Source organism: Vulcanococcus limneticus LL (assembly GCF_002252705.1).
GTDB lineage: Bacteria > Cyanobacteriota > Cyanobacteriia > PCC-6307 > Cyanobiaceae > Vulcanococcus > Vulcanococcus limneticus.
The window spans coordinates 65,419-91,876 of record NZ_NQLA01000004.1; the positions used below are offsets into that span (position 1 = coordinate 65,419).

Annotated in this window: 27 protein-coding genes; 12 read left to right on the plus strand and 15 right to left on the minus strand. The window is 71.0% G+C overall.

Annotation, left to right across the window (positions count from 1 at the left end; genetic code table 11):
* Positions 1–3: 3 nt before the first annotated feature.
* Positions 4–687 (minus strand): lipoyl(octanoyl) transferase LipB, encoded by a 684-nt coding sequence (lipB, locus tag CJZ98_RS03585; protein ID WP_094588430.1) that lies wholly within the window; start codon positions 685–687, stop codon positions 4–6.
* A 46-nt stretch (positions 688–733) separates the two neighbouring features.
* On the opposite strand from lipB, the gene hpf reads away from it, so the two are divergent.
* The 5 genes from hpf to CJZ98_RS03610 all read left to right on the plus strand — a co-directional run bounded on the left by hpf (position 734) and on the right by CJZ98_RS03610 (position 5,547).
* Positions 734–1,321, plus strand: coding sequence for a ribosome hibernation-promoting factor, HPF/YfiA family (gene hpf / locus CJZ98_RS03590; RefSeq protein ID WP_094588432.1), 588 nt, complete (start codon positions 734–736; stop codon positions 1,319–1,321).
* Between the two features lie 90 nt (positions 1,322–1,411).
* Positions 1,412–2,122 carry a deoxyribose-phosphate aldolase gene (deoC, locus tag CJZ98_RS03595; RefSeq protein WP_094588434.1) on the plus strand — a complete coding sequence of 237 codons (711 nt, stop codon included), beginning with the start codon at positions 1,412–1,414 and terminating at the stop codon, positions 2,120–2,122.
* On the plus strand, positions 2,119–2,949 hold the full coding sequence (recO, locus tag CJZ98_RS03600; RefSeq protein ID WP_094588436.1) for a DNA repair protein RecO: 831 nt from the start codon (positions 2,119–2,121) through the stop codon (positions 2,947–2,949). The genes deoC and recO overlap by 4 nt, the downstream gene beginning before the upstream one ends.
* Positions 2,937–4,283, plus strand: a complete 1,347-nt coding sequence (locus CJZ98_RS03605; RefSeq protein WP_094588438.1) for an MFS transporter — start codon at positions 2,937–2,939, stop codon at positions 4,281–4,283. Before recO ends, CJZ98_RS03605 begins: the two co-directional genes overlap by 13 nt.
* A gap of 28 nt (positions 4,284–4,311) precedes the next feature.
* Positions 4,312–5,547, plus strand: coding sequence for a glycosyltransferase family 4 protein (locus CJZ98_RS03610; RefSeq protein ID WP_094588440.1), 1,236 nt, complete (start codon positions 4,312–4,314; stop codon positions 5,545–5,547).
* Between the two features lie 4 nt (positions 5,548–5,551).
* Here CJZ98_RS03610 and CJZ98_RS03615 read toward each other — a convergent pair whose 3' ends face one another.
* Genes CJZ98_RS03615 through pyrF form a run of 4 tightly spaced genes read right to left on the minus strand, consistent with a single transcriptional unit; the run spans position 5,552 to position 9,195 of the window.
* Complete coding sequence (locus CJZ98_RS03615) at positions 5,552–6,748, minus strand: hypothetical protein (RefSeq protein ID WP_094588442.1); 1,197 nt, start codon at positions 6,746–6,748, stop codon at positions 5,552–5,554.
* Complete coding sequence (locus CJZ98_RS03620; protein WP_094588444.1) at positions 6,739–8,151, minus strand: 1-acyl-sn-glycerol-3-phosphate acyltransferase; 1,413 nt, start codon at positions 8,149–8,151, stop codon at positions 6,739–6,741. Before CJZ98_RS03620 ends, CJZ98_RS03615 begins: the two co-directional genes overlap by 10 nt.
* Before the next feature lie 22 nt (positions 8,152–8,173).
* A complete protein-coding gene (locus CJZ98_RS03625) occupies positions 8,174–8,464 on the minus strand; it encodes a zinc ribbon domain-containing protein YjdM (protein ID WP_269798971.1) in 291 nt (96 codons plus the stop codon).
* An 11-nt stretch (positions 8,465–8,475) separates the two neighbouring features.
* Positions 8,476–9,195 carry an orotidine-5'-phosphate decarboxylase gene (gene pyrF / locus CJZ98_RS03630; RefSeq protein ID WP_094588446.1) on the minus strand — a complete coding sequence of 240 codons (720 nt, stop codon included), beginning with the start codon at positions 9,193–9,195 and terminating at the stop codon, positions 8,476–8,478.
* A gap of 107 nt (positions 9,196–9,302) precedes the next feature.
* Between pyrF and CJZ98_RS03635 the strand changes: the two genes are divergently transcribed.
* Together CJZ98_RS03635 and CJZ98_RS03640 are read left to right on the plus strand one after the other, a co-directional pair.
* A complete protein-coding gene (locus CJZ98_RS03635) occupies positions 9,303–9,719 on the plus strand; it encodes a cupin domain-containing protein (protein ID WP_094588448.1) in 417 nt (138 codons plus the stop codon).
* A gap of 269 nt (positions 9,720–9,988) precedes the next feature.
* The gene (locus tag CJZ98_RS03640; RefSeq protein ID WP_232756168.1) at positions 9,989–11,443 is read left to right on the plus strand and encodes a serine hydrolase; all 1,455 of its coding nucleotides are present in this window, start codon (positions 9,989–9,991) and stop codon (positions 11,441–11,443) included.
* Between the two features lie 23 nt (positions 11,444–11,466).
* Here the strand turns inward: CJZ98_RS03640 and CJZ98_RS03645 are convergent, their stop codons facing one another.
* From CJZ98_RS03645 to CJZ98_RS03655, 3 genes are all read right to left on the minus strand, one after another.
* On the minus strand, positions 11,467–13,437 hold the full coding sequence (locus CJZ98_RS03645; protein WP_198537460.1) for an FAD/NAD(P)-binding protein: 1,971 nt from the start codon (positions 13,435–13,437) through the stop codon (positions 11,467–11,469).
* A 96-nt stretch (positions 13,438–13,533) separates the two neighbouring features.
* Positions 13,534–14,835 (minus strand): tyrosine--tRNA ligase, encoded by a 1,302-nt coding sequence (tyrS, locus tag CJZ98_RS03650; RefSeq protein WP_094588454.1) that lies wholly within the window; start codon positions 14,833–14,835, stop codon positions 13,534–13,536.
* A gap of 83 nt (positions 14,836–14,918) precedes the next feature.
* Positions 14,919–15,242 (minus strand): DUF1825 family protein, encoded by a 324-nt coding sequence (locus CJZ98_RS03655; RefSeq protein WP_094588456.1) that lies wholly within the window; start codon positions 15,240–15,242, stop codon positions 14,919–14,921.
* Between the two features lie 187 nt (positions 15,243–15,429).
* Between CJZ98_RS03655 and CJZ98_RS03660 the strand changes: the two genes are divergently transcribed.
* From CJZ98_RS03660 to CJZ98_RS03680, 5 genes are all read left to right on the plus strand, one after another.
* Positions 15,430–16,155 carry a helix-turn-helix transcriptional regulator gene (locus CJZ98_RS03660; RefSeq protein ID WP_094588458.1) on the plus strand — a complete coding sequence of 242 codons (726 nt, stop codon included), beginning with the start codon at positions 15,430–15,432 and terminating at the stop codon, positions 16,153–16,155.
* A gap of 47 nt (positions 16,156–16,202) precedes the next feature.
* The gene (locus CJZ98_RS03665; protein WP_094588460.1) at positions 16,203–16,958 is read left to right on the plus strand and encodes a helix-hairpin-helix domain-containing protein; all 756 of its coding nucleotides are present in this window, start codon (positions 16,203–16,205) and stop codon (positions 16,956–16,958) included.
* A gap of 6 nt (positions 16,959–16,964) precedes the next feature.
* The gene (locus CJZ98_RS03670) at positions 16,965–17,675 is read left to right on the plus strand and encodes a GIY-YIG nuclease family protein (RefSeq protein ID WP_232756169.1); all 711 of its coding nucleotides are present in this window, start codon (positions 16,965–16,967) and stop codon (positions 17,673–17,675) included.
* Between the two features lie 85 nt (positions 17,676–17,760).
* Entirely contained in the window at positions 17,761–19,251 is a 1,491-nt protein-coding gene (locus tag CJZ98_RS03675; RefSeq protein ID WP_094588462.1) for a leucyl aminopeptidase, read from the plus strand.
* 32 nt (positions 19,252–19,283) lie between these two features.
* Entirely contained in the window at positions 19,284–19,556 is a 273-nt protein-coding gene (locus CJZ98_RS03680) for a hypothetical protein (protein ID WP_094588464.1), read from the plus strand.
* Between the two features lie 55 nt (positions 19,557–19,611).
* Here CJZ98_RS03680 and CJZ98_RS03685 read toward each other — a convergent pair whose 3' ends face one another.
* The 7 genes from CJZ98_RS03685 to CJZ98_RS03715 form a co-directional block, all read right to left on the minus strand.
* On the minus strand, positions 19,612–19,794 hold the full coding sequence (locus CJZ98_RS03685) for a hypothetical protein (RefSeq protein WP_094588466.1): 183 nt from the start codon (positions 19,792–19,794) through the stop codon (positions 19,612–19,614).
* A gap of 167 nt (positions 19,795–19,961) precedes the next feature.
* A complete protein-coding gene (gene msrA / locus CJZ98_RS03690; RefSeq protein WP_094588468.1) occupies positions 19,962–20,654 on the minus strand; it encodes a peptide-methionine (S)-S-oxide reductase MsrA in 693 nt (230 codons plus the stop codon).
* A complete protein-coding gene (gene lpxB / locus CJZ98_RS03695; RefSeq protein WP_094588470.1) occupies positions 20,654–21,856 on the minus strand; it encodes a lipid-A-disaccharide synthase in 1,203 nt (400 codons plus the stop codon). Before lpxB ends, msrA begins: the two co-directional genes overlap by 1 nt.
* Positions 21,853–22,701 carry an acyl-ACP--UDP-N-acetylglucosamine O-acyltransferase gene (gene lpxA, locus CJZ98_RS03700; protein ID WP_094588472.1) on the minus strand — a complete coding sequence of 283 codons (849 nt, stop codon included), beginning with the start codon at positions 22,699–22,701 and terminating at the stop codon, positions 21,853–21,855. The genes lpxB and lpxA overlap by 4 nt, the downstream gene beginning before the upstream one ends.
* Before the next feature lie 4 nt (positions 22,702–22,705).
* Entirely contained in the window at positions 22,706–23,134 is a 429-nt protein-coding gene (gene fabZ / locus CJZ98_RS03705; RefSeq protein ID WP_094588630.1) for a 3-hydroxyacyl-ACP dehydratase FabZ, read from the minus strand.
* A 95-nt stretch (positions 23,135–23,229) separates the two neighbouring features.
* On the minus strand, positions 23,230–24,087 hold the full coding sequence (lpxC, locus tag CJZ98_RS03710; RefSeq protein ID WP_094588474.1) for a UDP-3-O-acyl-N-acetylglucosamine deacetylase: 858 nt from the start codon (positions 24,085–24,087) through the stop codon (positions 23,230–23,232).
* 66 nt (positions 24,088–24,153) lie between these two features.
* Positions 24,154–26,445, minus strand: a complete 2,292-nt coding sequence (locus CJZ98_RS03715; protein WP_094588476.1) for a BamA/TamA family outer membrane protein — start codon at positions 26,443–26,445, stop codon at positions 24,154–24,156.
* Positions 26,446–26,458 lie beyond the last annotated feature (13 nt).

Sequence of the window (26,458 nt, forward strand, 5' to 3'; positions counted from 1 at the left end):
TGGTTACAACCCCTGCAGGATTTCGGGGGGCCGAGGGGGACGGAGCGCCAGGTTGAAACGCCGGGCGAAGGCCGCCAGCAGCCGGGGCCGCAGCTGCGCCGCCGTGAGTTCCGGCCGCCAATCCACCAGGCGCCCCACGGGCCGATCGGCGATGCCACAGGGCACGATCGCGCTGAAGCCGGCCAGGTCACAGTCCACGTTGAGGGCCAGGCCGTGCTGGCTGATCCAGCGCCGCGCCCCCACGCCGATGGCCGCCAGCTTGCGGCCCTCCAACCAGACGCCGGTGAGTCCAGCCAACCGCTCCCCCTCCAGATCCAGCTCCGCCAGCAGATCCAGCACCACCCCCTCCAGCTCGCGCAGATAGCGGTGCAGGTCGGCGCCGTGGCGCTGCAGGTTGAGCACCGGGTAGAGCACCAGCTGGCCTGGGACGTGGTGGGTCACCTCACCGCCACGGTCGATCCGGAACAGGGGCGCCGGCGGCGCGGCCGGATCGAAGCCCAGGAAGGCCTCACTGGCGCCACGGCCGAGGGTGTAGCAGGGCTCGTGCTCCAGCAGCAGCACCGCGTCGGGGCCGGCCGGATCCGTGAGCAACCGCTCCTGCAGCTGCCGCTGCCACCGCCACCCCGTGGCGTAGGCCACCGGTCCAGGCGATTGGAAACAGATTGCGTCAGCGGCTGGGTGTTTCACCCACCGTTCCTAGCGTTGGGGCGTCCCCAAGCCTGGGAGCACTGGGATGAAGCTTCTGATCCACGGCCGCAATCTGGACGTGACGCCGGCCATTCACGACTACACGGAGGAGAAGCTGACGCGCGCGATCGGCAACTTCAACGGTCTGGTCAAGGAGGCCGATGTGCACCTCTCGGTGGCCCGCAACCCGCGGGTGCCGCAGCAGACCGCGGAAGTGACGGTCTTCGCCAACGGCACCGTGATCCGGGCCCAGGAGCGCAGCGAGAACCTCTACGCCAGCATCGATCTGGTGGCCGACAAGCTGACCCGCCAGCTGCGGCGCTTCAAGGACCGCCTGCAGGAGCAGCACCAGGGTCCGGTGCACCGCTCCGCCCGCGACGAGGAGGCCGGTGCCGCCACCCTGCCGCCCCCCGGCGCCAGCCTCACCGACGGCAAGGAGGCGGAACTGCCCAGCCCCGGCGTGCGCCGGAAGTATTTCGCCATGCCGGCGATGAGCCTGGACGACGCCCTGCACCAGCTGGAGCTGATTGACCACGACTTCTACCTGTTCCGCGACGCGGACAGCGGTGAGCTGCAGGTGGTGTACCACCGAAACCACGGCGGTTTCGGCGTGATCCAGGCGCGGGAATCCTGAGCCGGCCGGGGGAGACTGCCCCCATCGATCCGAGGTTGTCCCTGGGGGCAACCTCGGTCTCAGCCGGCCTCCGGCCGCTTTCCTGACCCCGTGGCCCGCGACCTCCCCGATCTCGCCCCCCTGATCGACCACGCCCTGCTGGATCCCCACGTGGGCAGCGAGGCGATCCAGCGCTGCTGCGACGAGGCCCGCCACTTCGGCTTTGCCGGCGTGTGCGTGGCTTCGCGCTGGCTGCCGGTGGCCCGCGAGCGCCTCGGCAGCAGCGGCTCCCGCACCCGGTTGGTGGGGGTCGTGGGCTTCCCTTTCGGCGCCATCCCGGCGGCGATCAAGTGGGCCGAGGCGGAATGGGCCGCCGCCGCCGGTGCCGACGAGCTGGATGTGGTGCCTGATTTCGGGGCCCTGGCCGATGGCGACAGCGGCGCCTTCTGCCAGGACCTGGCCCCGATCGTGGAACTGGGCCTGCCGGTGAAGGTGATCCTGGAGGTGGGTCGCCTGGCACCCGAGGCCCTGGAACTGGCGGTGGCCGCGGCGATCGACGTCGGCGCCAGTTTCCTCAAGACCGGCAGCGGCTTCGGCCCGGCCGCCAGCGTGGAGCAGGTGCAGCGGCTGCGGGAGCTGGCCCGGGGTAGGGCCGGGATCAAGGCCTCCGGCGGCATCGCCGATCTGGAGCAGGCCCTGGCCCTGGTGGAGGCCGGCGCCAGCCGCCTGGGTACCAGCCGCGGCGTGGCGCTGATGCAGGCCCTGCGCCAGGGCGGTAGCCGGACGGCGGGCGCCGAATCCGCCGAGCCCCCCGCACCGTGAGCGGTGACAGCCGCCTGGAGGGGCTGGTGCTCAAGGCCGGCCCCCTGGGTGAGAGCGATCGCCTGCTCACCCTGCTCAGCGCCAGCGACGGACTGGTCCGTCTGGCCGTGCCAGGCGCCCGCAAGCCGAAGAGCTCCCTGGCGGCGGCGGTGCCCCTAGCGGTGCTGCATCTGCAGGTGGGCAGCGGCCGCGGCCTGCGGCGGGTGCGCCAGCTGGAGGTGCGGCGCAACTTCGCCGCCCTGGCCCAGCGGCTGGAGACCCTGGCGGCGGCCCAGGGCCTGGCGGAGCTGAGTCTGCAGCTGGTGCCCGAAGGCGCCGCCGTGCCGGGGGTGCTCGACGACCTGCTGCTGCAGCTGGCGCGGCTGGACCTGGTGGTGCAAGAGCGCAGCGAAGGCGTGGAGGCCCTGGCCCTGGCGGTGCAGGGCAGCGTGCACCTGCTGGCCCTGGGGGGCTACGCCCTGCCCCTGGCCCACTGCGCCCGCAGCGGCGCCCGGCTGGAGCCCCCCCTGGGCGACTGGAGCTGGCGCTGCAGCCTGATCCCCGCCGAAGGCCTGGTGCTGGGGGCGGTGGCGGGGGCCCAGCTGGTGCTGAACGCCTCGGAGCTGGCCCTGCTGCAGCGGCTGCCGCGGCCGGCCCTGCCCCGCAAGCGCGACGGCAGCCTGATGGGGCCCTTACCGGTGTGGCTGCGGCTGCTGCAGCTGGTGGAGATCTGGAGCCGCGAGCACCTGGCCCGTTCGCCCCGGGCCTGGCGCCTTGTGCGCGAGGCGCTCGTGCCGCGGGGGCCTGCTGCGGCATCATCGGGGTCCGGCAACCGATGGAGCCCTTGAGCGGAACCGCCAGACCGTCCGGCATCCAGGGGGTTCTGGCGCTGCCCGAGTTCCGCAAGCTGTGGCTCGGCCAGGTGTTCAGCCAGCTGGCGGACAAGTTCTACATCGTGTTGATGGTGTTCCTGATCGCCCAGTACTGGGTGAGCAGCACGCCCCCGGCCGGCGGCGCCCTGGCGGAGGCCGCCGGCCACTTCAAGCTCGACATCGAGAGCCGCGCCCAGCTGATCACCCTGCTGGCCACAGGGATCTACGTAGCCAACACGATCCCGGCCATGCTGCTGGGCCTGGTGGCGGGGGTCTGGGCCGACCGCTGGCGCAAGCGCGAGGTGATGGTGGCCTCCAACGGCATCCGCGCCGGCCTGGCGATGCTCGTGCCCCTCTGCCTGCTGGAGGGGCCCTACTGGCTGGGGCTGAGCTGGGGCTACTGGGGCCTGCTGCTGATCACCTTTCTCGAATCGGTGCTGACCCAGTTCTTCGCCCCGGCGGAACAGGCGGCGATCCCGATGCTGGTGCCGGCCCCCCAGCTGCTCGCGGCCAATTCGCTCTACCAGGCCACCAGCATGGGCGCCACGATCGTGGGCTTCGCCCTCGGCGATCCGGTGCTGCGGCTGCTGCAGAACGGCCTGGCGCAGCTGGGAATCGCCAACGGCGAATTCGTGCTGCTGCCGATCTGCTACGGCCTGGCCGCCCTGTTCATCGCCTGGATCCGGGTGGAGGAGGAGGTGAAGCCCGCCAGCACCAGCAGCGTCTGGCGGGAGATCGGCGAGGGGATGCAGGTGCTGCGCGACCTGCCCAGCGTGCGCAGCTCGATGATCCATCTGGTGCTGCTCTACAGCCTGCTGGCGGCCCTCTACGTGATGTCGATCAGCCTGGCCTCGGCGATCCAGGGGCTGGGGCCCACCCGCTTCGGCACCCTGCTGGCCATGAGCGGCGCCGGCCTGGCGGTGGGGGCCGTGACCGTGGCCCAGGTGGGCCATGGCTTCAACCGGCGCGTGCTGGCCTCCGCCGGCCTGGGCACCATCGCCTGGAGCCTGGTGCTGCTGGGCCAGCTGCGGGGCAGCCTGCTGCTCACCCTCACCCTCTGCGGCGTGCTCGGCGTCGGGGCTGCCCTGCTGGCGATCCCCGCCCAGACCACCATCCAGGAGGAGACCCCCGAGAGCCAGCGCGGCAAGGTGTTCGGCCTGCAGAACAACCTGATCAACATCGCCCTGAGCCTGCCCCTGGTGCTGGCGGGCACCCTGGTGAGCCGCTTCGGCCTGCTGCCGGTGCTGTGGGCCCTGGCGGCCCTGGCCCTGGTGGCGGCGCTGCTCGAGCGGCCCTGGAAACGCTGCTAGCCTGACCCTTCGAGCGAGGCGCGGCGGCGTGGTTCACATTGCCTGGCTGGGCAAGAAATCGCCCTTCTGCGGCAACGTCACCTACGGCCTGACCATCACCGAGGCCCTCCGGCGCCGCGGCCACGGCATCAGCTTCATCCACTTCGACACCCCCACCGGCTTCCCGCTGCGCCGCGACGAGCACGAGCCGGAGCAGCACCCCAGCCAGGGCTCGAGTCAGGTCCACCCCGTCGGCAGTGCCGAGGCTCCGGAGGTGACCCTGCCCTACCTGGTGAAGTCCCAGGTGTACACGATCCCTTCGCCGGGGGCCCAGCGGGAGCTGCGCGAATCGCTGGAGCGGTTGCGGCCGGATCTGGTGCACGCCAGCCTCACCCTCTCGCCGCTGGACTTCCTGCTGCCGGATCTGTGCCAGCAGCTGGGACTGCCGCTGGTGGCCACCTTCCACCCCGCCTTCGACGCCAGCCTGCGCAACCTCAGTGCCGGCACCCAGCAGCTCACCTACCAGCTCTACGCCCCATCGCTGGCCCGCTTCGACCGGGTGATCGTGTTCTCCGAGCTGCAGGCCGAGGTGCTGGCCCGGCTGGGGGTGAAGCGCAGCCGCCTGGCGGTGATCCCCAACGGCGTGGATCCCCAGCAGTGGGCCCCGGCCGGCCAGGAGCCCCCGGACAGCGGCGTGAAGGCGGAACTGGCGACGCTGCGGCAGCGCTTTTCCGGCCGGCGGGTGTTCCTCTACATGGGCCGCATCGCCACCGAGAAGAACGTGGAGGCGCTGCTGCGGGCCTGGCGCCTCGTGCAGCCGGAGAACTGTGTGCTGGTGGTCGTGGGCGACGGCCCGCTGCGCTCCTCGCTGCAGCAGGCGATCGGCGCGGAGGCCCAGGTGGTCTGGTGGGGCTACGAACCCGAGCGGGCCAGGCGGCTGGCGCTGCTGCAGCTGGCCGAGGTCTTCCTGCTGCCCTCCCTGGTGGAGGGCCTCAGCCTGGCGCTGCTGGAGGCGATGGCCAGCGGCACCGCCTGCGTGGCCACCGATGCCGGCGCCGACGGCGAAGTGCTGGAGGGCGGTGCCGGCATCGTGATCAGCACCCAGGGGGTCACCACCCAGCTGCGCACCCTGCTGCCGGTGCTGCGCGACCAGCCGGTGCTGACCGCCGAGCTGGGGCGCCGCGCCCGCGCGCGGGTGCTGGAGCGCTACACCCTGGAGCGCAACATCGACGCCCTCGAACAGCTCTACGCCGAGCTGGTACCGAGGGTCACGGTCGCGGCCTGAGTCCTCAGCCGCCGCGGCGCTCCATTCCCTCCAGCAGCCTCAGGGCCAGCCGGCCCCACCGGCCACTCCCCGCCAGTTGGCGGCGCAGCCGCTCGAGTTCCTGCTGCCTTGCGGCCAGGCGCTCGTCGGCGGACGGTACCGCGTCTTCGAAGGGGATGCCGGTGCGGTGGGCCAACCACTGACCCAGGGCCCGGGGCTCCTGGGGATCGCCCATGACCTGCAGGATCGGTCGGCCAGCCCCGTCGGGGCTCGCCAGGATGTACCAGGCATCGCCATCGCTGTCGAGGTGCTCCCGCAGCTGCAGGGCGCGCAGCTCCGCCAGCTCCCGCAGCCCTGACCCGAAGCGCCGCTGCAGCACCAGGCGCCGGGCCTCGAGCCGCCACTCCAGGCGACCGAGCCAGAGCCACGCGCTGGCCCAGGCAACGCCGAGAGTCAATGCCAGCAGCATCAGGCCGAGCGGCCAGACACTGGGTTCGAAGCGGGCCTGCTGCAGGGTCAGGGCCAGGATGGCGGCCAGCGTCAGGGCGATCGCACTGATCGCCACGGCCTGGCGGCGGCGGCGGCGGCGCTCCGGCACCAGCAGGGCGCTGCCGAAGCTGGGCTCCAGGCAGTCCCAGCCCCGGGGCAGCGCCCCCGCCGAGGCCCTCCCCACGGTCGGGACATCCGGCAGGGCCAGCGCCACCTGGAGGGCAGCGGCGGCCTCCGCCCGCTGCTGCGGAGTTCCCAGATCCGTCAGGGTCACCACCTGCCCATCCCTCCGTTCCGCCACCAGGGGCCCCAGGGCAGGGGCAGCACCGCGGCCGCTGCGGACCATCACCTGCCGGATCGTGCGGTCCGCGAGGCGCTGGCGGGTGCGAAACGGCCCCAGCCGGCGGCTGAGCGAGAGGGTGCCATCCTCCAGGCTGAGCCGGTCTTCGGCCCAGAGGCAGCGCAACAACTGGCGCAGGGCGAGCACCCCACCCACCGTCCAGAGGGAGAGCCACACCACCAGGAAGCCCCCGATCGCCAGGGCCGGCCCCGGCGATGCCGGCAAACTGGAGCCCGCCAGGGGAAGACCCAGCAGCAGCGACCTGGCCCCGGCACCCAGGAGCCCCAGGACAATGGTCTCGGCCAGCAGCCAGCCCACCAGCCAGACGCCGAGGAACGCCGCTTCGGCGTAGCGGCCCGCACCGCAGGGCCGGAAGCGAAAGCTCAGGCCCATGGCTCATCCAGGGGGGGCAGCGTGCCATCGGCAGCGGTGGGTGCCAGCCCGATGCTGGCCTCCAGGCGAGCCCCCAGCGCAGCCGTCAACCGCTCCACCGCCCTGCGGCGATTGTGCTGGTAGTCGGCGAAGTGCTCCGACACGGCGATTGGCGGCCCCACCGTGATGCAGGCCTGCAGGGGCCCCAGGTCGGGCAGAGGGGCACCGCCAGGCCCCTGAATCCAGGCCACCGCCCGCCAGAGGATCTGCAGCACCTCGGCGTAGCGATCCGGGCTGGGGTTCTCTGCCACGTAGGAGCCGCTCAGCGAGGCGAAGTGCTCCACCAGCCGCATGTGCCCCATGCGCAGGGCCGCCTCGCTGGCACTCCAGTCCGCCAGGCTGCGGGCCACGGGCGAGAGCCCAGCGAGGTCGGCGCGGTAGATGCGCTCCCAGCCGGCCTGCTCGATGCGGCGGCAACGCTCCTGCAGGTTGCCCTTCGCCAGCAGGCCGAACTGGGCCTCGGCCACCGCCAGGGCGGCGTGACGCAGGCGATCGATCCGCTCCAGGAACGGCCGCTCCCGTTCGGGACGCACGCCGTGGGCCTCCTGGTAGAAGTCCTCCAGCAAGGCCAGCAGGCGCTCGGCGATGGCGATCAGACGGCGATAGCGCAGATCACCGAGCCCCGTGGCCGGTGCGGCGGAGGTGTCCACGCCACCAACCCGCGCCAGATCCAGCTGCTCCTCCAGACCCACCAGCAGGGCATCGATCCCCTGCCAGCGGGGCCGGAGCAGGCTGTAGCGCAGCCCCACCGGCACGATCCACACCTGCTCCTCGGTGCGCCCCTCGGCGGCCAGGTCCTCGCAGCACCAGAAGGCCATCTGGGCCAGGCCGGGCTCCAGGGGGCTGAGCAGTTCGCCGTGGTGGTTGGTGGCCCCCTCGGGCGCGATCGCCAGGGGGAAGGGACCGTGGGCGAACAGATCGCGGGCGGTCTTGAGGGCGAGGCGATCCAGCTTGCCTCGCTGGATCGGAATGCCGCCGAGGTGGCTGAGCAGCCAGCCGGCCAGGGGACCGGCCCAGAGGGGAATGCCGCGGTCGTAGAGGAACTGGCTGTGGACGGTGCCCGGCAGGCGGATGCCGGCCCGGCGGGCGGCCCGCGGCACGCCACACCAGAGCAGCTGGGCCATCAGCAGCGGATCCAGGGTGCTGGGGTGGCGGAAGGCCAGCAGCAGGCGGGCCCGGCCGGCCTGCTGGTCGGCCAGCAGGGCCGCCAGGCGCTCGGCACCGCGGCTCTCGGTGCGGTGGATGCGGCGAAGGCGCAGCAGCAGCGGCAACGACCACTGCGCCAGGCGCCGCAGCCAGGGGGTGTAGGCCGGCGGAATGAACCGGAGCGGGGGCTGGGCCGTCTGGATCGGCAGGCTGGGCATCGCGGCGCGGCGACAGAGCTGCCTACAGCTTCTTCACGAATTCCGATTTGAGCGACATCGCACCGATGCCCGGGATCTTGCAGTCGAAGTCGTGGTCGGCGTTGGCCTGGCGCTCCACCAGCCGGATGCCCTTCTCCTTGGTACCGGCCTTGACCACCAGCGACGTGCCCTTCAGCGTCAAATCCTTGATCACGCACACGGCATCGCCACTGGCCAGCTCGTTGCCGTTGGCATCCCGCACAACGGGCTCGCCAGGGGCTTCGACCGGGTCGGCGACGGCTGGCCATGCGTGGGCACACTCGGGACACACCACCAGGGCATCGCTCAGCCCTCCAGCTCGGCGCAACAGGCCGCAAAGGCCGCCGCTGGATCCGCCTCCGCCGTGATCGGTCGCCCGATCACCAGCTGGCTGGAGCCCGCCGCCACGGCCTCGGCGGGGGTGAGCACCCGCTGCTGATCGCCGCGATCGGCCCCCGCCGGCCGGATGCCCGGCGTCACCAGGGCAAAGGGATGGGGATGGGCAGCGCGCAGGGCCGCCACCTCCAGGGGCGAGCACACGGCCCCGCCGATCCCGGAGGCCGCCGCCAGCTGCGCCAGGCGGGGTACGTAGGCCTGCAGCGGCTCCTCGATCGCCAGCTCGGCGGCGAAGCGGAGCGGATCCCAGCTGGTGAGCACCGTCACCGCCAGCAGGGTGGGCGCCGGCAGGCCGGAGTCCGCAGCCGCCTGCACCGCTGCGCTCTGGGCTGCCGCGAGGGCCTCGCTCCCCGCACTGGCATGCACCGTGATCAGCTCGGCCCCGAGCCGGGTCGCGCTGCGGCAGGCCCCGGCCATGGTGGCGGGGATGTCGTGGAACTTGAGATCCAGGAACACCCGCAGGCCCCGCTGGCGCAGCCGCTCCACCACGGCCGGCCCCCCCGCTACGAATAGCTCCAGTCCCACCTTCACCCAGCGCAGATCCGACACAGTCGCCGCGAAGGTCAGCGCCTGATCCGGGGCCATGCCATCGAGGGCCACGATGATCCGATCGGCGGGTGTGGCGGTCACGGGCGTAGGGACGACGCACAACCCGCAGGCTAGGGAGCGGTGCCCTTGCCAACGCCATCGCGGCGACCCAGCATGCGCGCTGTGAACCGCCGTTCCGGCTGCGTCCGTTGCTCCCGCGCATCCTTCGGCCCGAACAGCTCCAGGGCTTTCGCTTCAGCGACAGCGACCACTGCCGCCTGTCGCTGCTGCACGATCCGGAGCAGGCAACGGCGGCAACGGTCTTCCTGGAGATTCACGACCCCAGCGACCGGGTTCCGCCCCACGCCCACCACCACGCCGCCGAACTGTTCTTCGTGCTGCGCGGGCAGGTGCTGTTCCACGTGGGGGAGGCCTGCATCCGCGCCCGAGGCGGCGACGTGGTGGTGGTGCCGGAGGACGCCTTCCACGATCTGGAGAATCCGGGGCCGGGTCGGCTCTATCTGCTCACAGTGCTGAGCGGCGATGCCGACTTCGCGGAGGTGCTGCGCCACGGCATCCCCACCCCCCTCGACGCCGAGGATCTGGCGGTGCTGCGCAGCCTCTGACAGGCCCCTTCTGCCACCGCCCCGGGACCGCCGCCGGCAGCGGCAGCCGTTCCTAGCGTGACGCCACTGGCTGGGGGGCAATGGTCGCAGACGACTCCGGCAGACCCCGCAACCGGGCGGCAGCAAACCCGGCGGCGAGGAACCGGGCGGCCCGGCCGGCGCTCCGGGCCGGGATCCTTCTGCTGGTCAGCTGGGGCGGTCTCGGCCCGGCCAGGCTTGCCGTCCCGGCCGCCCGCGCCGCCGAGGGGCCGCCAGCGCCGGCAAGCCAGGTGACCCCAACGCGGCTACGCAACGCCCTGGCCCAGCTGGACGGCCTGGCGGCAGACCTGATGCGGCGCAGTGGCGTGCCGGGGATGTCGGTGGTCGTGGTCCACGACGACCGGGTGGTGTATCTGCGGGGCTTCGGTGTGCTGGAGGCGGGCCAGCCGGCACGCGTGGACGGCGACACGGTGTTCCAGCTGGCCTCCCTCTCCAAGCCCATCGCCAGCACGGTGGTGGCGGCCGTGGTTGGCGACGGGCGCGTGGGCTTTGACGACCCGGTGCTGCGCACCCTGCCGGAAGCCCGCATCGGCCCTCCAGCGATCGCCAGCAGCGTGACCCTGCGGGATCTGCTCTCCCACCGCAGCGGCCTGCCGGACCACGCCGGCGACCACCTGGAAGACATCGGCTTCGATCGCGAGACGATCCTGCGGCGACTGCGCCTGATCCCGATCGAGAATCGCTTCCGCGCCGTTTACAACTACACCAACTTCGGCTTCACCGCCGGCGCCGTGGCCGCCGCCCGGGCCGCAGGCCAGGACTGGGAGACGCTCTCGGCCCAGCGGCTCTACCGGCCCCTGGGCATGGCCCGCACCACCTCCCGCTTCAGCGAGTGGATGGCGATGGCCAACCGCGCCCGGCCCCACGTCCCCGACGGCGGCCGCTGGGTGGACCGCTATCAGCGCGATCCCCAGGCCCAGGCACCGGCCGGTGGGGTGAGCTCGTCGGCTCGCGACCTGGGCCAGTGGCTGCGGCTGCAGCTCGCCGGCGGCAGGGTTGATGGCCGTCAGCTGGTGGCGGCGACCGCCCTGGCCGAGACCCATCGCCCCCAGATGATCAGCACCCCGCCGAAGAATCCCAGCCAGGACCATGCCGGGCTCTACGGCCTCGGCTGGGGTGTGGGGTACACCAACCGGGGCGAGGTGCAGCTGAGCCATTCGGGCGCCTTCAACCTCGGAGCCGCCACCGCCGTGTACCTGTTGCCGGAAGAGAAGCTGGGGATCGTGGCGCTCACCAACGCCCAACCGGTTGGCCTGCCCGAGAGCCTGGCGCTGAGCTTCCTGGATCTGGCCAGCCGCGGTGCGATCCAGCAGGACTACCTCCCGGCCCTGAACAGGGTGTTCCAGGCTATGGGCAGCCAGGATTATCCCCAGGTCGTGGCGCCCGCCGCACCGACTCCGGCCCTGGCGCCGCAGGCCTATGCGGGCCGCTACCGCAACGCCTACGTAGGCCCGATCGCCGTGCGGCACCAGGAGGGGCAGGGCCTGATGCTGGAGCTGGGTCCGGCGCCGCTGCGCTTCCCCCTGACCCACGTCAGCGGCCACACCTTCCGCTACCAGCCGATAGGCGAGAACGCCTACGGACCCAGCGCCGTGGTGTTCTCGATCGGCTCGGGCGGCAGTGCCGAGGCGTTGCGCATTGACAACCTCAACCTCAACGGGCTGGGGACGTTCCGGCGGGAGTGAGGCAGCTGCCACCTGCCACGGCCTCAAGCCTCACCTGGGGAGATGGTCTCGCTCAGAATGGTCTCGCTCAGAACTGATGCCGCGATCCGGGCCACCACCGCAGCCTGCTGGCGCAACTCCGGCACGGCGGTGCTCTCCCAGGCCAATGGTTTATGCAATGTGCCGACCACCAGCAAATCGTTCTGGATGGAACCGGCCGCATCGAGAACCCGGCCATCAGGGGTACTGGCAAGTCCCAACCCCAGCGAATCAACCTGCAGGGCGCCGGAACGCAGGAGGGAATCCAGCAGGGGATCCACGCTGAGGCGATCGATGGGGGCAGGGCCTGTGCAGTTGATGACCCATCCCAGCTCGAGCTGGCGCTCCCGGCGCTCCCCGCGGGTCTCCCGCAGCGTCAGGGCGACGCCCTGGTCGGTAGCGCTGGCGGAGTCCAGCCTGCAGGGCAGGATCCGCAGCAGACCCGCGGCGATCAACTGATCAATCCGGGCGGCGATCTCCGGGGCCATCCGGTGACGATGCACCTCCCAGTGTGGCCTGAGATGACGAAGCCAGCGGGCGCGCTGCGGCTGCGGCAGGGCTGCCCAGATCCGGTTCGTGAAGGGTCTGAGCCCATCGATCGCCTGTCGCCAATCCCGGCAGTCCTCTCGCCTCAGCAGGGTTCGAAACCAGCGCAGCAGCCGTGATGTGGAGAGCGAGGGGTCGGCCAGCAGCTCGGACACCGCATCCCCCAGATCCAGCGGCGGCAAGGGGTTGGAGGCATGGGCCCCGCAGAGCCAGCCGCGCCGTGACAGCAGCCAGACCGGGGCGGTGCGCTGCGGCAGCGCCTGATCACACAGGCTGAGGGCAATGTCGATGGCCGAAAGCCCCGTTCCCACGACGGCGACCGGTTCGTGGGGCTCGATATCCGTCACGACGTAGGGGCGCCAGGGATTGCCGATCCAGCGCTGACGCGATCCATGCCAGCGGTGCTGGAGAGGATCCCCAGGCGGACGATGACCGGTGGCAAGCACCACCGCATCGGCACTGATCGAGTCCTGACGGGCCAGATGCACCTGCCATCCCCTCGGAGAACACGATTCGACCCGGCGGGCTTCATCGAGATGGATCACGAGGTCATGGTCCCGCCACCTGGATTGGCTCAATTCGGCATCGAGGATGTCCCGGATATAGCGCCCGTAATGGAGGCGGAGCGCATAGGTGGAGGGCAAGGCCTCAAGCCCCTGAGACTGCAGCCATTCGAGAAAATGATCAGGCTCATCGGCAAAGGCACTCATGTTGCGTGCTGGCACATTGAGCCGGTGGTTCGCATCCTGAGTTCCATAGGCAGCCCCCTCGCCAAGCCGCCCCTCCCGCTCCACCAGATGGACGGTCAACGGCCTTCGGGCCCGGCGTGCCTCACGCAGCAGCTGCACGGCCGTGATCACACCGGAGTAGCCACCACCGATCACACAGACACTGGCCGAAGCTGGTGCTGCCCTCTGGGGGCGCACCTTGAAGCGGCGGAAGTGATTCAGGGGCGGGGCGTACACATGAAGCGTCACCAGCATCTGCTCGTCGCGGTTGTCGATGCTGTGGATGCCGGCATCGTGAAAGCCCGTGATACTGCCTGCCGGCAGATCAAGATGCAGGCAGGGGTCCAGATAACCATCACGGGCCAATTGGTACGTGCGCTGCGTGGCCGTTCCCGCCAGAACGTGCATCGCCTCCACGGAGGTGCCGCGGTCATGGGGATCACCGCTCTGACCTGGCAACCAGGTCATGACCCGCAGTTCATAGGCCTCCCGGCGGATCACGCGGGCGCGGGAGAAGCGGCGTGGATTGGGACGCACCCAGGGCCTGACGTCCTCCAGGGTGAGGGGAGACCTCTCCAGAAGATCCAGCAGGCTGCCCAGGCAAGGCTGAGGCCCGAGCCTGTCCAGCGTCTCGATCAACTGGCAGAGATGGGAACTGACAGTCAGCGATCGGCCATCACCCACGAGGATCGACGCTGCCATGCCAGGGTTGCTCGGGTCGGGTGAAGTTAGGGACAGGGCTCTGGCCTGTCCAGCCAACGGCGACACACAGCCCCCCATGCCAGGGATGCACGGCTGTCAGCCGTTAATCAACCGCCGGAAGGTCTTCTTGCCGAGCTGCAGCACCTTGCCCTCCAGGTCGGCCGCCGAGGCGAACTCCTGGTTGGGATCGGTGAGCTTCTCGCCATCGAGCTTGACGCCACCGCCCTGGATCTGGCGGCGGGCCTCGCTGCTGCTGGCGCAGATCCCCACGGCACTGAGCAGATAGAAGGCCTTGGCGGGGAAGTTCACCGCCGCCAGGGAGGCCTCAGGCACCGACGCCGCGCGGAGATCAGCCTCCCCGCCTGAGACAGCGAAGTGGCCCGTGCCTGCGCCAAGTCGCACCAGCTTCGCCGCATCGGCCTGGGCCGCCCCAGCCGCCGCCGCGCCATGGCGCTGGCGGGTGATCTCCAGGGCCATCGCCTTCTGACGCTCCCGCGGGTTCTCAGGCAGAGCCGCCAACTCCAGGTTGGTCAGCAGCGTGAGGTACTCCTCCACCGCCGCATCGGGCACCTTCTCGAGCTTGGAGTACATCGAGAGGGGGTCGTCGGACAGGCCCACGGTGTTGCCCAGGCTCTTGCTCATCTTCTGCACGCCATCGAGGCCCGGCAGGATCGGCAGCAGCATCCCGAACTGGGGGCGCTGGCCGAAGTGGCGCTGCAGGTCGCGCCCCATGGCCACGTTGAACTTCTGGTCGGTGCCGCCCAGTTCCACATCGGCGCGCACCTGCACCGAGTCGTAGCCCTGCAGCAGCGGGTAGAGGAACTCGTGCAGGGAGATCGGCGTGCCGGAGCCGTAGCGATTGGCGAAGTCCTCCTTGGCCAGCATCTGACCCACGGTGCTGGTGCCCAGCAGCTCGATCACCTGGGGCAGATCCAGGGTGGCCAGCCACTCGCTGTTGCGGCGCACCTCCAGGCGGCCGGGGGTCTCGAAATCCAGCAGGGCGCGCTCCGGATCCTGGCCCAGGCCCAGCTGCACCAGATAGGTCTCGGCGTTGGTCTCCACCTCGGCGGCACTGAGCTGCACCCGGGTGGCGCTCTTGCCTGTGGGATCGCCGATGCGGGCGGTGAAGTCGCCGATGATCAGCACCGCGGTGTGCCCCGCATCCTGGAAGGCCCGCAGCTTGCGGAACAGGATCGAGTGGCCCAGGTGGATATCGGAGCCGGTGGGATCGATGCCGAGCTTCACCCGCAGGGGCCGGCCCACGCGCTCGGCCTCCGCCAGCCGAGCCGCGAGCCGCTGGTCGGGATCCGCCGCCGCCTCCGCTCCAGCAGCGGCCGGGAACAGGTCAGCGACGCCCCGTTCGAGCCAGTCCGGTAGCGCCCACGTGCCCTTGGCCATCTCCTGCGCCGCGTCTGCCAATCGCTGCGGATCGTACGCAGAGACCCTCCCGTGGGAGGTCCAGCCAGGTCCGGCCGCGCCCCTCAGCCCTGCTTCTCCAGCTCGGCCTTCATCCGATCCAGGGTGCGGTGCATCTGCTCGAACATCTGCTCGGGCGTCATGCCGAACTGGCTGAGCTGGGTGCGCAGCTGCTCCACCGTGAGCTTGGCCTGGAAGTCGTCGGAGAGCTCGAAGCGCTTCATGAACACGCGGTAGCGGTCCATCAGCTCCTCCATCCGGTCGATGAAGAGCTTCTTGCCCTCGCGATCGAACTTGCCGTACTCGCCGCCCAGCTGCATCAGCTGCTGGTAATCAGTGAACAGCCGCTTGGCCTCGTCCTGAACGATCTCGGATTCGAAGAAGGCCATCGCAGCCGGGCGGCGCGCAGGGGCGCCTGGGGATTGGCCTCGATTGTGCTGGCCGCAACGGGGGCCTGGCGAGTGCGGAGGCCCGTATTGACCGGCCTGGGATGCCCCACCGCCACGGCTGGTCGCCCTCGCTGTTGTGCCCATCCAGTGGCACCCAGGCCGTCCAGTGGACAGGCTGGGGACTGCGATGACGCTGACGAGCAGGATCGGCATGGACTACACCCCGTTGCTGGAGCAGCTGCACCGCAACACCCTGGAGAGTCAGGCGCTGCTGGGGGACAGCCGCCTGGTGCTCTGCCTGGGCAGTCGCCTCAGCCTCAGCATCATCAGCAGCAACTTTGCCCGCCCCGGCCAGGTGCTCGGGGCCGGCACCACCGAGGCCGAGGGACTGGACCAGGTGATGCGGCACCGGCCCGATGTGCTGATCTGCAGCGACCAGCTGGAGCGGGGCTGCGGCATGGCGCTGGTGCTGGCCATCAAGGAGCACAGTCCCGAGCAGCGCACCCTGCTGATCGTGAGCAACCCGCGGCGTCGGGCGCGGATCCGGGCCGCCATCCGCGCCGGCTGCGAGGGGATCTGCCTGGAATCGCGCCTCGGACTCGGCGACGGTGCCGCCGCGGTGCGGGCGGTGTGCAACGGCGGGCTCTACCTGGACCGGGGCCTGCGCAGCCTGTTCACCCATCCTGAGCTGGACGGCCTGCACCAGGACGGCCCCTGCGAGGAGCTCAGCCCACGGGAACTGGCCGTGCTGGCCCAGGCCGCCGACGGCCACAGCAACGCTGAGATCGCCAGCCAGCTCTACGTGACGGCCGAGACGGTCAAGAGCCACATGGGCCGGGTGATGACGAAGCTGGGCGCCCGCAACCGCACCCATGCCGCCGTGCTGGGGATCCGGCTGGGATTGGTGGAGTGAGGCCGCCCTCGGTAAGGTCGGGCGACCCTGAGCGCGCCCCAGCCGCCATGGCCAAGGGCCACTGGTTGGATCCCCTCGCCCGCAGCCTGCTGGAGGCCGCGGGGCAACTGCCGCCGCGGGCCCCATCCGGGGGGCCGGCCGGCGCCCGAAGCGCAGATGCACGTCAGCAGGACGCCGCGGAGCGGCGGAACACCGACCTGGGGCAGGCCGGACAGGACCAGGCCGGACAGGACCAGGTCGAACAGGAGACGATCGAGCAGGAGCTCCTGGCCCTCAAGCTGCGCCAGAACCCGGCCCTTCGCCTCGCCTCCGCCGAGGAGGTGCGCCATGCAGCCGCCCTGGGCTGGCGCCTCGACGTGAACCGCGCCACCGCCGCCGACTGGCTGCGGCTACCCGGCATCCAGCCGGCCCAGGTGGATCTGCTGCTGCGGCTTCAGGCCGGCGGCGTCCAGCTCAGCGGCCTGGACGACCTGCAGCGCCTGCTGGAGCTGGATGGCGCCCAACTGCGCGGCTGGGAGCCGCTGCTGCTGTTCCGCTGGTATGGCGATGGGGTTCCTTCCGCCTCCCGGCCCCAGGCGGTGGATCTGAACCGGGCCAGCGCAGCGGAGCTGCAGCAACGGCTGCCGGAGCTGGCGGGGCCCCGCTGCCAGCGGCTGCTGCGCGAGCGCCAGCGGGAACCCTTCGCCCATCTGGCGGACCTGCAGGAGCGGCTTCAGCTGCCACCAGCGGTGGTGGAGAAGCTGATCGGGCGGGTGCGGTTCGGCAAGGGCCCCGCCGGTCCCGAGCTGCCGCGCCCCGCCTGAAGACCGATGGCACCCGCTCGCCAGCCCCGCCAGCCCCGCCAGCCCCGCCAGGGCAGTCTGTTCGGCCCGGACCTGGGCGTCGACCCGGAGCTGGGCCTGGCCCGCGGCCCGGGCGCGCCGCGTCAGGGGGCGGGAGCCGAGGGGCTGCCGCTGCAACAGAGGCAGCTGTGCGAGTGGCAGCAGCGGCTCGCCGGTTTCCAGGCACCCCTCTTCGCGGCGGCCACCGGGACGGCGGATGCCGGCCCTGCCAGCCAGGGCAGCCTCTGGCCCTCCGGGTCGCACGCGCCCGACGACGCCTCCAGGGACGACCTCGTGCACCGGGCCGCCGGCCTAGACCCCTTGGCCCTGGCGGCCCAGCACCTGCAGTTCTGGCGCTGGCCCAGCGCCCCCCAGGCGGGCGCCGCCCTCTATTTCGTGCTGGATCGGCCGCCCCACCTGGAGGCGCAGCCACTGCTGCTGTATGTGGGTGAAACGGGCCGGGCTGACCGTCGCTGGAAGGGCGAGCACGACTGCAAGAGCTACCTGGCGGCCTACGGAGAGGCCCTGCAGCGGGCCGAACTGGGCAGTCAGCTGTCGATCCGCTTCTGGGGCGATGCCCCGGAGTCCGTGAAGCGCCGCCGCGCCCTGGAGCAGCTGCTGATCCAGCGCTGGCTGCCCCCCTTCAACAAGGAGACCCGGGCCCGCTGGGCCACCCCCTTCACCGCCGACCTCGACTGAGCCACAGCGCCCGGCTCCCAGGCCCATCCCGACAGGCGCCGCCCCAGCCAGCAGCCCTACGATCGCGCCCACCCGCCAGGTCCCGATGGAGTTCCGCTGCAGCCCGTCAACCGCCCGCGACTGGAGCGGCGACGTTCTGGCGGTAGGCCTGTTCGGCGGCGACGGAGCCCTGGCCACGGCCCAGCGGGGCGAGCTGGACGCACGCTTCGGGGCGGCCCTGGGCGAGCGGCTGCAGCAGCGCACGTTCAAGGCCAAATCCGGCGAGAGCCTGAGCTTCGAGCTGCTGGGCCAGAGCCCCCGCACCCTGGTGCTGGTGGGCCTGGGCGATCCGGCCGACCTCAACCTCGATGGCCTGCGCACCGCGGCCGCGGCCGCCGCGAGGGCCAGCCTGGCCGCCGGTGGTGGGGAGCTGGGGCTGGCCCTGCCGCTTGAGGGCCTGGAGGCCGGCGCCGCGGCGGCCGCCATCGCCGAGGCCGTGCGCCTCAGCCTGTTCGCCGACCAGCGGTTCAAGAGCGAGAGCGAACCCCGCCAGCTGCCGAGCGGCGTGACCCTGCTGGGGCAGCCGGAGGCCAGGGTGGCGGCCCTCAACGGGGTGGCGGCGGTGTGCGCCGGCGTGGAGCTGGCCCGCGAGCTGGTGGCCGCTCCCCCCAACGTGGTGACCCCCCAGGGCCTGGCCGACACGGCCGCCGCCATCGCCCGGGACTTTGGCCTGGAGTTGCAGGTGCTGGAGCGGGCCGACTGCGAAGCGCTGGGCATGGGTGCCTATCTGGCGGTGGCCCAGGGCTCGGACCTGCCCCCCAAATTCATCCACCTCACCTACCGACCGGCCGCCGGCGCGGAGCGGCGCCTGGTGCTGGTGGGCAAGGGGCTCACCTTCGATTCGGGCGGCTACAACCTCAAGACCGCCGGCTCCCAGATCGAGATGATGAAGTACGACATGGGCGGCAGCGCGGCGGTGCTGGGCGCCATGCGGGCCATCGCCCAACTGCAGCCAGCGGGGGTGGAAGTGCACGCGATCGTGGCCGCCTGCGAAAACATGATCAGCGGTAACGCCATCCACCCTGGCGCCATCGTCACCGCCTCCAACGGCAAGACGATCGAGATCAACAACACCGACGCCGAGGGGCGCCTCACCCTGGCCGATGCCCTGGTGTACGCCAGCAAACTCGAGCCCGATGCCCTGGTGGACCTGGCCACCCTCACAGGCGCCTGCGTGATTGCCCTGGGCGAGGAGATCGCTGGCCTCTGGTCGCCCAGCGACGGCCTGGCCGAGGCCCTGCTGGCCGCCGGCGAGCAAGGCGGTGAGGCCCTGTGGCGCATGCCCCTGCGGGCCTCCTACAAAGACGGCCTCAAGAGCGGCGTGGCCGACCTCAAGAACACCGGTCCCCGCCCCGGCGGCTCAATCACCGCGGCCCTCTTCCTGCGGGACTTCGTGGCCAAGGACATCCCCTGGGCCCACCTGGACATCGCCGGCACCGTCTGGAGCGACAAGGGCCGCGGCCTGGATCCGGCCGGCGCCACCGGCTTCGGGGTGCGAACGCTGGTGAACTGGGTGCTTCAGGGTGGCCCCGCCTAGGGTGGGCGCGCCCCGACGCCCGACCCGACGCCATGGCCGCTCGCAAGATCCGCTGGTACGTCAAGGCCCAGGCTGGGGTCCTGCTGCTGCCCGCGGGCCTGTGCCTGATCGGTGAGGCGATCACCCGGCGCACGATCCACACCTGGGCCCAGTCGGCCCAGTCTTCAGCCCTGATCAAGGAACCGGGCCCCTGGTTCTGGTATGGCACCTTCGGCCTGATCGCCGTGGTGGCCGGCGTGGGCCTCATGATTGAGAGCGGCCTACTGCGGGGCTACCCCGGCCAGAAGAAGCAGCTGCCCAACTGAGGATTCAGGCTGCACCAGCCCGCAGGCAACCGGAACTCGCTCAAGCCGCCACTCCTCAGGCAGCCAGCTGGGCGCGGCCGAACACGTGCTCCGGCGACTCCAGCGCGTGGATCTGCCAGCGGGCCCGTTCTCCGAACTGGCGCAGCAGCCGGTCCAGGTCGTCGGCAGCCAGCTTTGGGCTGGCGTAGGGGCCCACGTGACGGGTGACCAGGCCATCGCGGATGGTCAGCAGATACATACGGACCCTGGCTGGTGGACCAGGACAACGTAGGCGCTGGGACTCGATGCCAACAGGCGCCAAATCCGCTTCAACACTGAAGGGTTGCCCTCAGGAGCGGCCAGGGCCTTCAGCTTTTCAACAGAAAGTGCCGCCGCGAATCCCCCAGCCGGGAGATGGCCAAGCAATCAGCGGTCAGCACCCCATGACCGACTGGTGCGGGCCCGGGAGCCCCAGAGCTCGTCGAGGCGCCGGTCCCGGCCGCAGGCCCAGCGGTAGTAGCGGTACTTCACCGCGTTGGTCTCGGCGTAGTTCTGGTGGTAGGCCTCCGCCGGCCAGAAGGTCTGCAGCGGCCTGATCGCCACCTTCAGGGCCGCGGCGGGCCGGCCCAGCTCGCGGGCGGCGGCCTGGAGGCTCTCGCGGGCCTGCCGGGCCTGCTGCTCCCCCTTCGGGAAGATCACGGGCCGATAGGAGCTGCCGCGGTCACAGAACTGGCCACCGCCATCAAGGGCATCGACGTTGCGCCAATAGGCCCGAAGCAGGGTGGGATAACTGATGCGGGCATTGTCGAAGCGCACGCGCACCACCTCCTGGTGGCCCGTACCGCCGGCGGACACCTGACGGTAGGTGGGGTTGGCCAGGGAGCCGCCGCTGTAGCCGCTCACCGCCTCCAGCACCCCGGGCAGCACCTCCAGGTCGTGCTCCAGGCACCAGAAGCAGCCACCGGCCAGCACCGCCTCCTCCACGGCCGCCTGGGCCGGCGCCGCCAGGGCGGTGAGCAGCACGAGCACAAGGGCCAGGCCACAGCATCGCCGCCACCGATCGCGCAGGCCATCCAGGCGGGCTGGAAGGGAGCGGGCTGGGGGGGGAACCAGGCGCATCAGGCGGGCACCACGGCGGGGGTGGCGGCGGGCAGGCCATCCAGGATGGCGGCCGCCGCCCGCTGGGTGACGCCCTGCTCCCCCAGGGCCCGGCGCAGACGCCCGTAGCCCTCCAGCATCCGCTCCCGGCCGGCGCCGGCCTCCAGAAGCGGCAGGGCCTCGGCCACGATCGCCGCCGCCGTCAGGTCGTCCTGGAGCAACTCGGGCACCAGCCGCTCCCCCAACACCAGATTCACCGGCGAGATGTGGTCCACCTGGAAGCGCAGCAGGTGCCTGGCCACCCAGGCGGTGGGCCGGCTGACCCGGTAGCCCACCACCTGCGGCACTCCCCGCAGGGCCAGTTCCAGGTTCACCGTGCCGGACTTGGTGAGGGCCAGATCAGCGGCGGCGCAGAGCACGGGCCGCAACCGGTCGGCTTCGGCCGCCGGCACCACCTCGGCCCGCAGCCCCGCAGCGGCCAGGGCACGAGCCAGGGGTGCCTCAAAACTGGCCTGGCCCGCGGGCACCAGCACCCGCAGCCCCGGCCGTCGCCGCTGCAATTCGGCGGCTGCCGCGGCCAGCGGCGGCACCAGGTAGCGCAGCTCCTGGCTGCGGGAGGCCGGCAGCAGCAGCAGCAACTGTTCGTCCGGCGCCAGGCCCAGCTCGACGCGGGCAACCTGGCGCGAGGGCAGCTGCTGCAGGGTGTCGAGCAGCGGATGGCCCACCCAGGTCACCTGGGCGCCGCGGGCGCCGTAGAAGCGGGCCTCCTCGGGAAAGATCGCCAGGATCCTGTCGGTGAAGCTGATCAGCCGGGTGGTGCCCCCCTCGCCAAAGCTGAAGGCCCACTCCTGGGGGGCGATGTAGTAGGTGATCGGCACCGTCGGCAACTTGTGCTTGAGCCGCCGGCCCAGGCTCACGTTGGCCCCCATGTAGTCGATCAGCACCACCCCATCGGGGGGGGTGCGCTTCAGCCAGCGGTTGACGCGCCGCTGCAGCCGCAGGGTGGGCAGGATCAACGGGATCGCTTCCCACAGGCCGATTGCCCCCATCGGTGCCGTGTCCGCCAGCAGACGGGCGCCGGCCCGCTGCATGCGCGGTCCACCCAGGGCCACGATCTCCAGATCCAACCCGCGCCGCCCAGCCTCCTGGCGCAGGGCCGTGACCAGCAGGCCCCCCTGCAGGTCACCGGACACCTCCCCGGTGCTGATCAGCAGACGGGTCATGGACGCTGGGCAGGCAGGGGGCCGCGGCGGCCCGGACCGATCGAGGCCTCCAGGAAGCTCACCAGGGTCTCGGCCGGCGGATAGAGATCCCAGGAGCGCACCAGCTTCAGGGCCTCGGCCAGCACCGCCTCGCCGCGATAGAGCTGGGCCCATACCTCCTGGAGCTGCTTGGCCTGGGCACCGCCGTCCAGCTCACCCAGGCCACTGCGCTTGATGCCGATGCGGTTCAGGCCCCGCAGCCGGCCAGGGTGCCCCTCAACGATCGCGAAGGGGGGCACATCGCGGTCGATGCGGCTCATGCCGCCCAGCATGGCCATGGTGCCGATGTGCACGAACTGGTGGATGCCGAGCACCCCGCCGATCACGGCCCGATCGCCGATGACCACGTGGCCGGCCACCGCCACACCGTTGGCGATCACGATGCGATCGCCCAGGTGGCAGTTGTGGCCCAGGTGGCTGTAGGCCATCAGCAGGTTGCCGTTGCCGATGCGGGTCTGTTCGCCGTCATGGGTGGCGCGGTTGATGGTGACGCACTCGCGGATCGAGTTGTCGTCGCCGATCACCACCTCGGTGGGGGCGCCGTTGTACTTGAGATCCTGGGGTTCGGCGCCGATGCAGGCCCCGGGGAAGATCCGATTGCGGCTGCCCAGGGTGACGCGCCCATCCAGCACGACATGGGGGCCGATGCGGCTGCCGGCGCCGATGCGCACCTCCGGACCGACCACGGCGAAGGGGCCGATCTCCACCCCCAGATCGAGCTGGGCGGCGGGATCCACCACCGCCGTGGGGTGGATGCGCGTCTGCCCGTCGACCGGGGCCTGACTACTGGTCGCTGCGCTGCTCATCGCCTCAGTCCACCAGGGAAAACATCAGCTCGCCGGAGCAGACCAGCTCGCCATCCACCCGGGCCTCGGCCTTCACCTTGCCGAAGCGCCGGCGCTTGAGGCTGAGCAGCTCGCAGGTGATACGGAGTTGATCACCGGGCACCACGGGCCGACGGAAGCGCACCCCGTCGATGCCGGCGAACACGAACAGCCCCTTCGGCAGCTCCGGCATCTGGGTCACGATCAGGCCACCCACCTGGGCCATCGCCTCCACGATCAGCACGCCCGGCATCAGCGGTCGCCCGGGGAAATGGCCCTGGAACTGGGGCTCGTTGAAGGTCACGTTCTTGAGGGCCACGGCGCGCTTGCCGGGCTCGTGCTCAATCACCCGATCCACCAGGGCGAAGGGGTAGCGGTGGGGCAGCAGCCCCAGGATCTGCTCGCTGGTGAGCACCGGAGCGGCGGTCGCCTGGGGGGCGGGAGCGGCAGCCGTGGCGGTGGAGTCGGACAAGAGTGTCAGGCAGGGAAGGGAGCGGCCGGGGTGCAGGCTCAGGCCGGCACGGGACTGGAGAGGGACGCCAGCCTCGCGGCCAGGGCGGTGTGGAGGCCGTGGGAACCGCGGAACGCGAAGACCTGGGCACGGGGCAGACCAACCAGGGCCAGATCCCCCAGCAGATCCAGGAGCTTATGGCGCACCGGTTCGTCGGGGTAGCGCAGGGGTGGGTTGAGCCAGCCGTCCCCGTCGCAGACCAGCGCGTTGTCAAGGGCGCCGCCGCGGATCAGGCCGGCGGCCCGCAGCTGCTCCACCTGGTCGCGGAAGCCGAAGGTGCGGGCCGGGGCGATCTGCTCCACAAAGGCCTGGGGAGTGAGCTCGAGCGAGTAGAGCTGGCGGCCGATGGCGGCCTGGGGAAACTCGATCGCAGCTCCGATCCGCAGACACTCGCTGGGCAGGGCTGTGGCGAAGCTCTGGCCCTGCTGGAGGACGATCGGCTGCTCCAGGCCCAGGGCGGCGGGACGCTCGCCGAGCGGCCGCAGTCCCGCCTCGGCGATGGCCTCCACCCAGGGCTGGGCCGAGCCGTCCAGCAGGGGCACCTCGGCCCCCTCCACGAGGATCAGGGCCGCCGTGATGCCCAGCCCGGCCAGGGCCGCCAGCAGGTGCTCCACCGTCGCCAGCCGGCGCGGGCCCAGGGCCAGGACGGTGCACAGCTGGGTCTCGCACACCTGATCCGGGTGCAGGGCCGTCAGGCCCAGCTGGGGGGCATCCAGCCAGCCCACCCGGAAGCCCGGCAGCTCCGAGGGCTCCAGCCGCAGCCGGGCCTGACCGCCGCTGTGCAGACCCACCCCGGTGCGCTCCACCGGAGCGGCCAGGGTCCAGGCCTGGGAATAGTCGCTGGGCCAGAGGGTCATGGCTAGGGCACCTCGGGGGGATGAATCGCTTCTGCTGAGTTCAGAACCGGGTCTCGCAACGGGGTCTCAGAACTTCCAGCCCACGCCAAGGTTGAAGCGCCAGTCGCCGCTGAAGTCCCGGCTAGCCACCTCCAGGCGCAGCGGACCCACCGGGGTGGTGACGATCACGCCGGTACCCACGGAGAAGCCCTGGCCGGGCTTGTTGAGCAGGGTGCCGGGCGAACCGGGCACGTTCTTCTGGGAGCCGAAGGCGGTGCCGCCATCGATGAAGAGCTCGCCGCTGACGATGCTGAACAGGGGGAAGCGGTATTCGATCGTGGCCTCGCCGAAGCTGCGGCCCACGCCCAGGTCGCAGTCGTAGAAGCCGCGCACGGAGTTGGAGCCACCCAGGCAGAAGGCCTCGTAGGGAGGCAGCTGGCCCACGTTGGTGCCGGCGGTCACCTGGAAGGCCAGGGCCTGCTTGCAATCGGAGGGCTTCTGGCCGGGCTTGGCGCGGCAGCCCTTGTAGAACTTCAGCCAGTTCACCGGGATGTAGTGGGTGAAGCTGCCGCGCAGGCGGTTAAAGGTGGGCGAATCGGTGCCTACGGAGAAGAATTGTTCGGTGCCGAGGCTGAGGAAGTTACCGGAAGTGGGGTTGCGGGGATCGTTGAGCTTGTTCATGGTGGCCGCAAAGCGCAGGCCCACCAGCTGGTTTTTACTAGCGCAGTTGTAGGCAACACAGATCACGTTGCCAACGGTGGTGCGGCTGCCGTTGAAGTTGTTGGTGCTGACGCCGTAGGGCATCACGTCACCGGCAAAGTTCATCGGCGTCACCTCCTGGGCACTGAGGCCCACCACCACGCTCCAGGGTGCGCGCTTGAAGGGGTTGCCGCCGTTGAGGGGCCTCACGAACTGGAGGTTGCCGCCGAAGCGCTGCAGGGCGATCGAGTTGCCGTCGAGGTTGAACCAGTTGAGGCTGGGGTCGGCTTTTTCAGCCTTGCTGATGCTGCCGAAGGAGGTGCCTGTGGGATTGTTGTTGCTGTTGATGTTGTAGGCGTTCGCGGAGGAGGGCGCCTTGAAGAAGTCGTTGGAGACGTCGGAGACGGTATTGACGTTGCCGTTGTTCTGGCTCTGGAAGACCTGGGGCACTTCGCGGCTCAGGAACAGGCGGGCCCTGAAAGCCGTGCGGTACTTGTCGCCCTTGATCCAGGGATCGCTGAAGGTGAGATCCGCCAGGCCGCCGTACTGGCCGTAGGTGAAGTTGAGGGCCATGTCCCAGGCCCGGCCCAGCAGGTTGCTGTCCTGCAGCTGGATCTGGCCGAAGACCCCCTGGCTCTGGCTGTAGCCGAGGCCGCCGGAGAGCGAGCCGGTGGACTGCTCGGTCACCCCCAGCACGATCGTGACCTCTCCCGGCGTGGCCGCCACGGGCCTCAGCGTCACCTTGACGTCACTGAACAGGCCAGTGCCGTAGAGGCGCTTGATGTCGTCTTCGAGCTGGCGGCGGTTGAAGGTCTCGCCGGGCTTGATCGAGATTTCGCGGGTGATCACCCAGCTCTTGGTCTTGCCCTTGTAGGCCCGGCCCTTGTCGTCGGTGGCGGAGCCCTCCTTGTTGAGGAACTGCACGTCCACGCCGGCCACCCTGCCCTCCCGCACCTGCAGCTGCACCACCCCCTCGGGGCTGACGCGGCTGGGGCCAGTGACCCGGGCCAGGGAATAGCCCTGGTCGGAATACCACTTCTGCAGCTCGCCCAGGCGGGTCTGCAGGGTGTTGAGGTTGAGGGTCTTGCCGTAGTCCGCCGCGAAGGTGTCGGGGACCAGGGTGGCCGGCAGCTTGGTCTTGGCTCCGACGCCCTCCAGCTCCACCTTGGTCAGCACCGGGTTGGGGGCCACGGTCACCACCACCTGCACCCCCAGGGGGCTGTCGACGGGCTGGATGCGCACATCCGAGAACCATCCGGTGGCGTAGACAGCCGAGAGGTCGGTCTGGAGTTCGCTGCGGGTGGCGCGGGTGCCGGGGCGGGTGGCCATGGCGTCGTAGACGGCCAGCTCCAGGCGCTCGCGCTCGGGGTGCTGCTCCAGCCCCTTGACCACTACCTCACTGATCAGCACCCGTGGTTCGGCCGGCGCCGCCGGTGCCAGGCTACCTGGGCCCGCAGCGGGAACTTCAGCGGCCGGGGCCGGGGCAGCCTGCGGGGCAGGAGCCGGTGCGGGCGAGGCAGCTGGGGCGCTGCCGGCGGGGGCCGGTTGGGAGGTGGAGGGGGCGTCGGTTCGGGTGGAGGCCGGGGCGGCGAGGGCGCCCTGGAACCCGGCACCGATCACCAGCACCGGCAGGGTGGCGGCGACCCCCAGGGCCTCACGCAACCGGTGAGTGCGGTTCATGACGTTGCTTGGG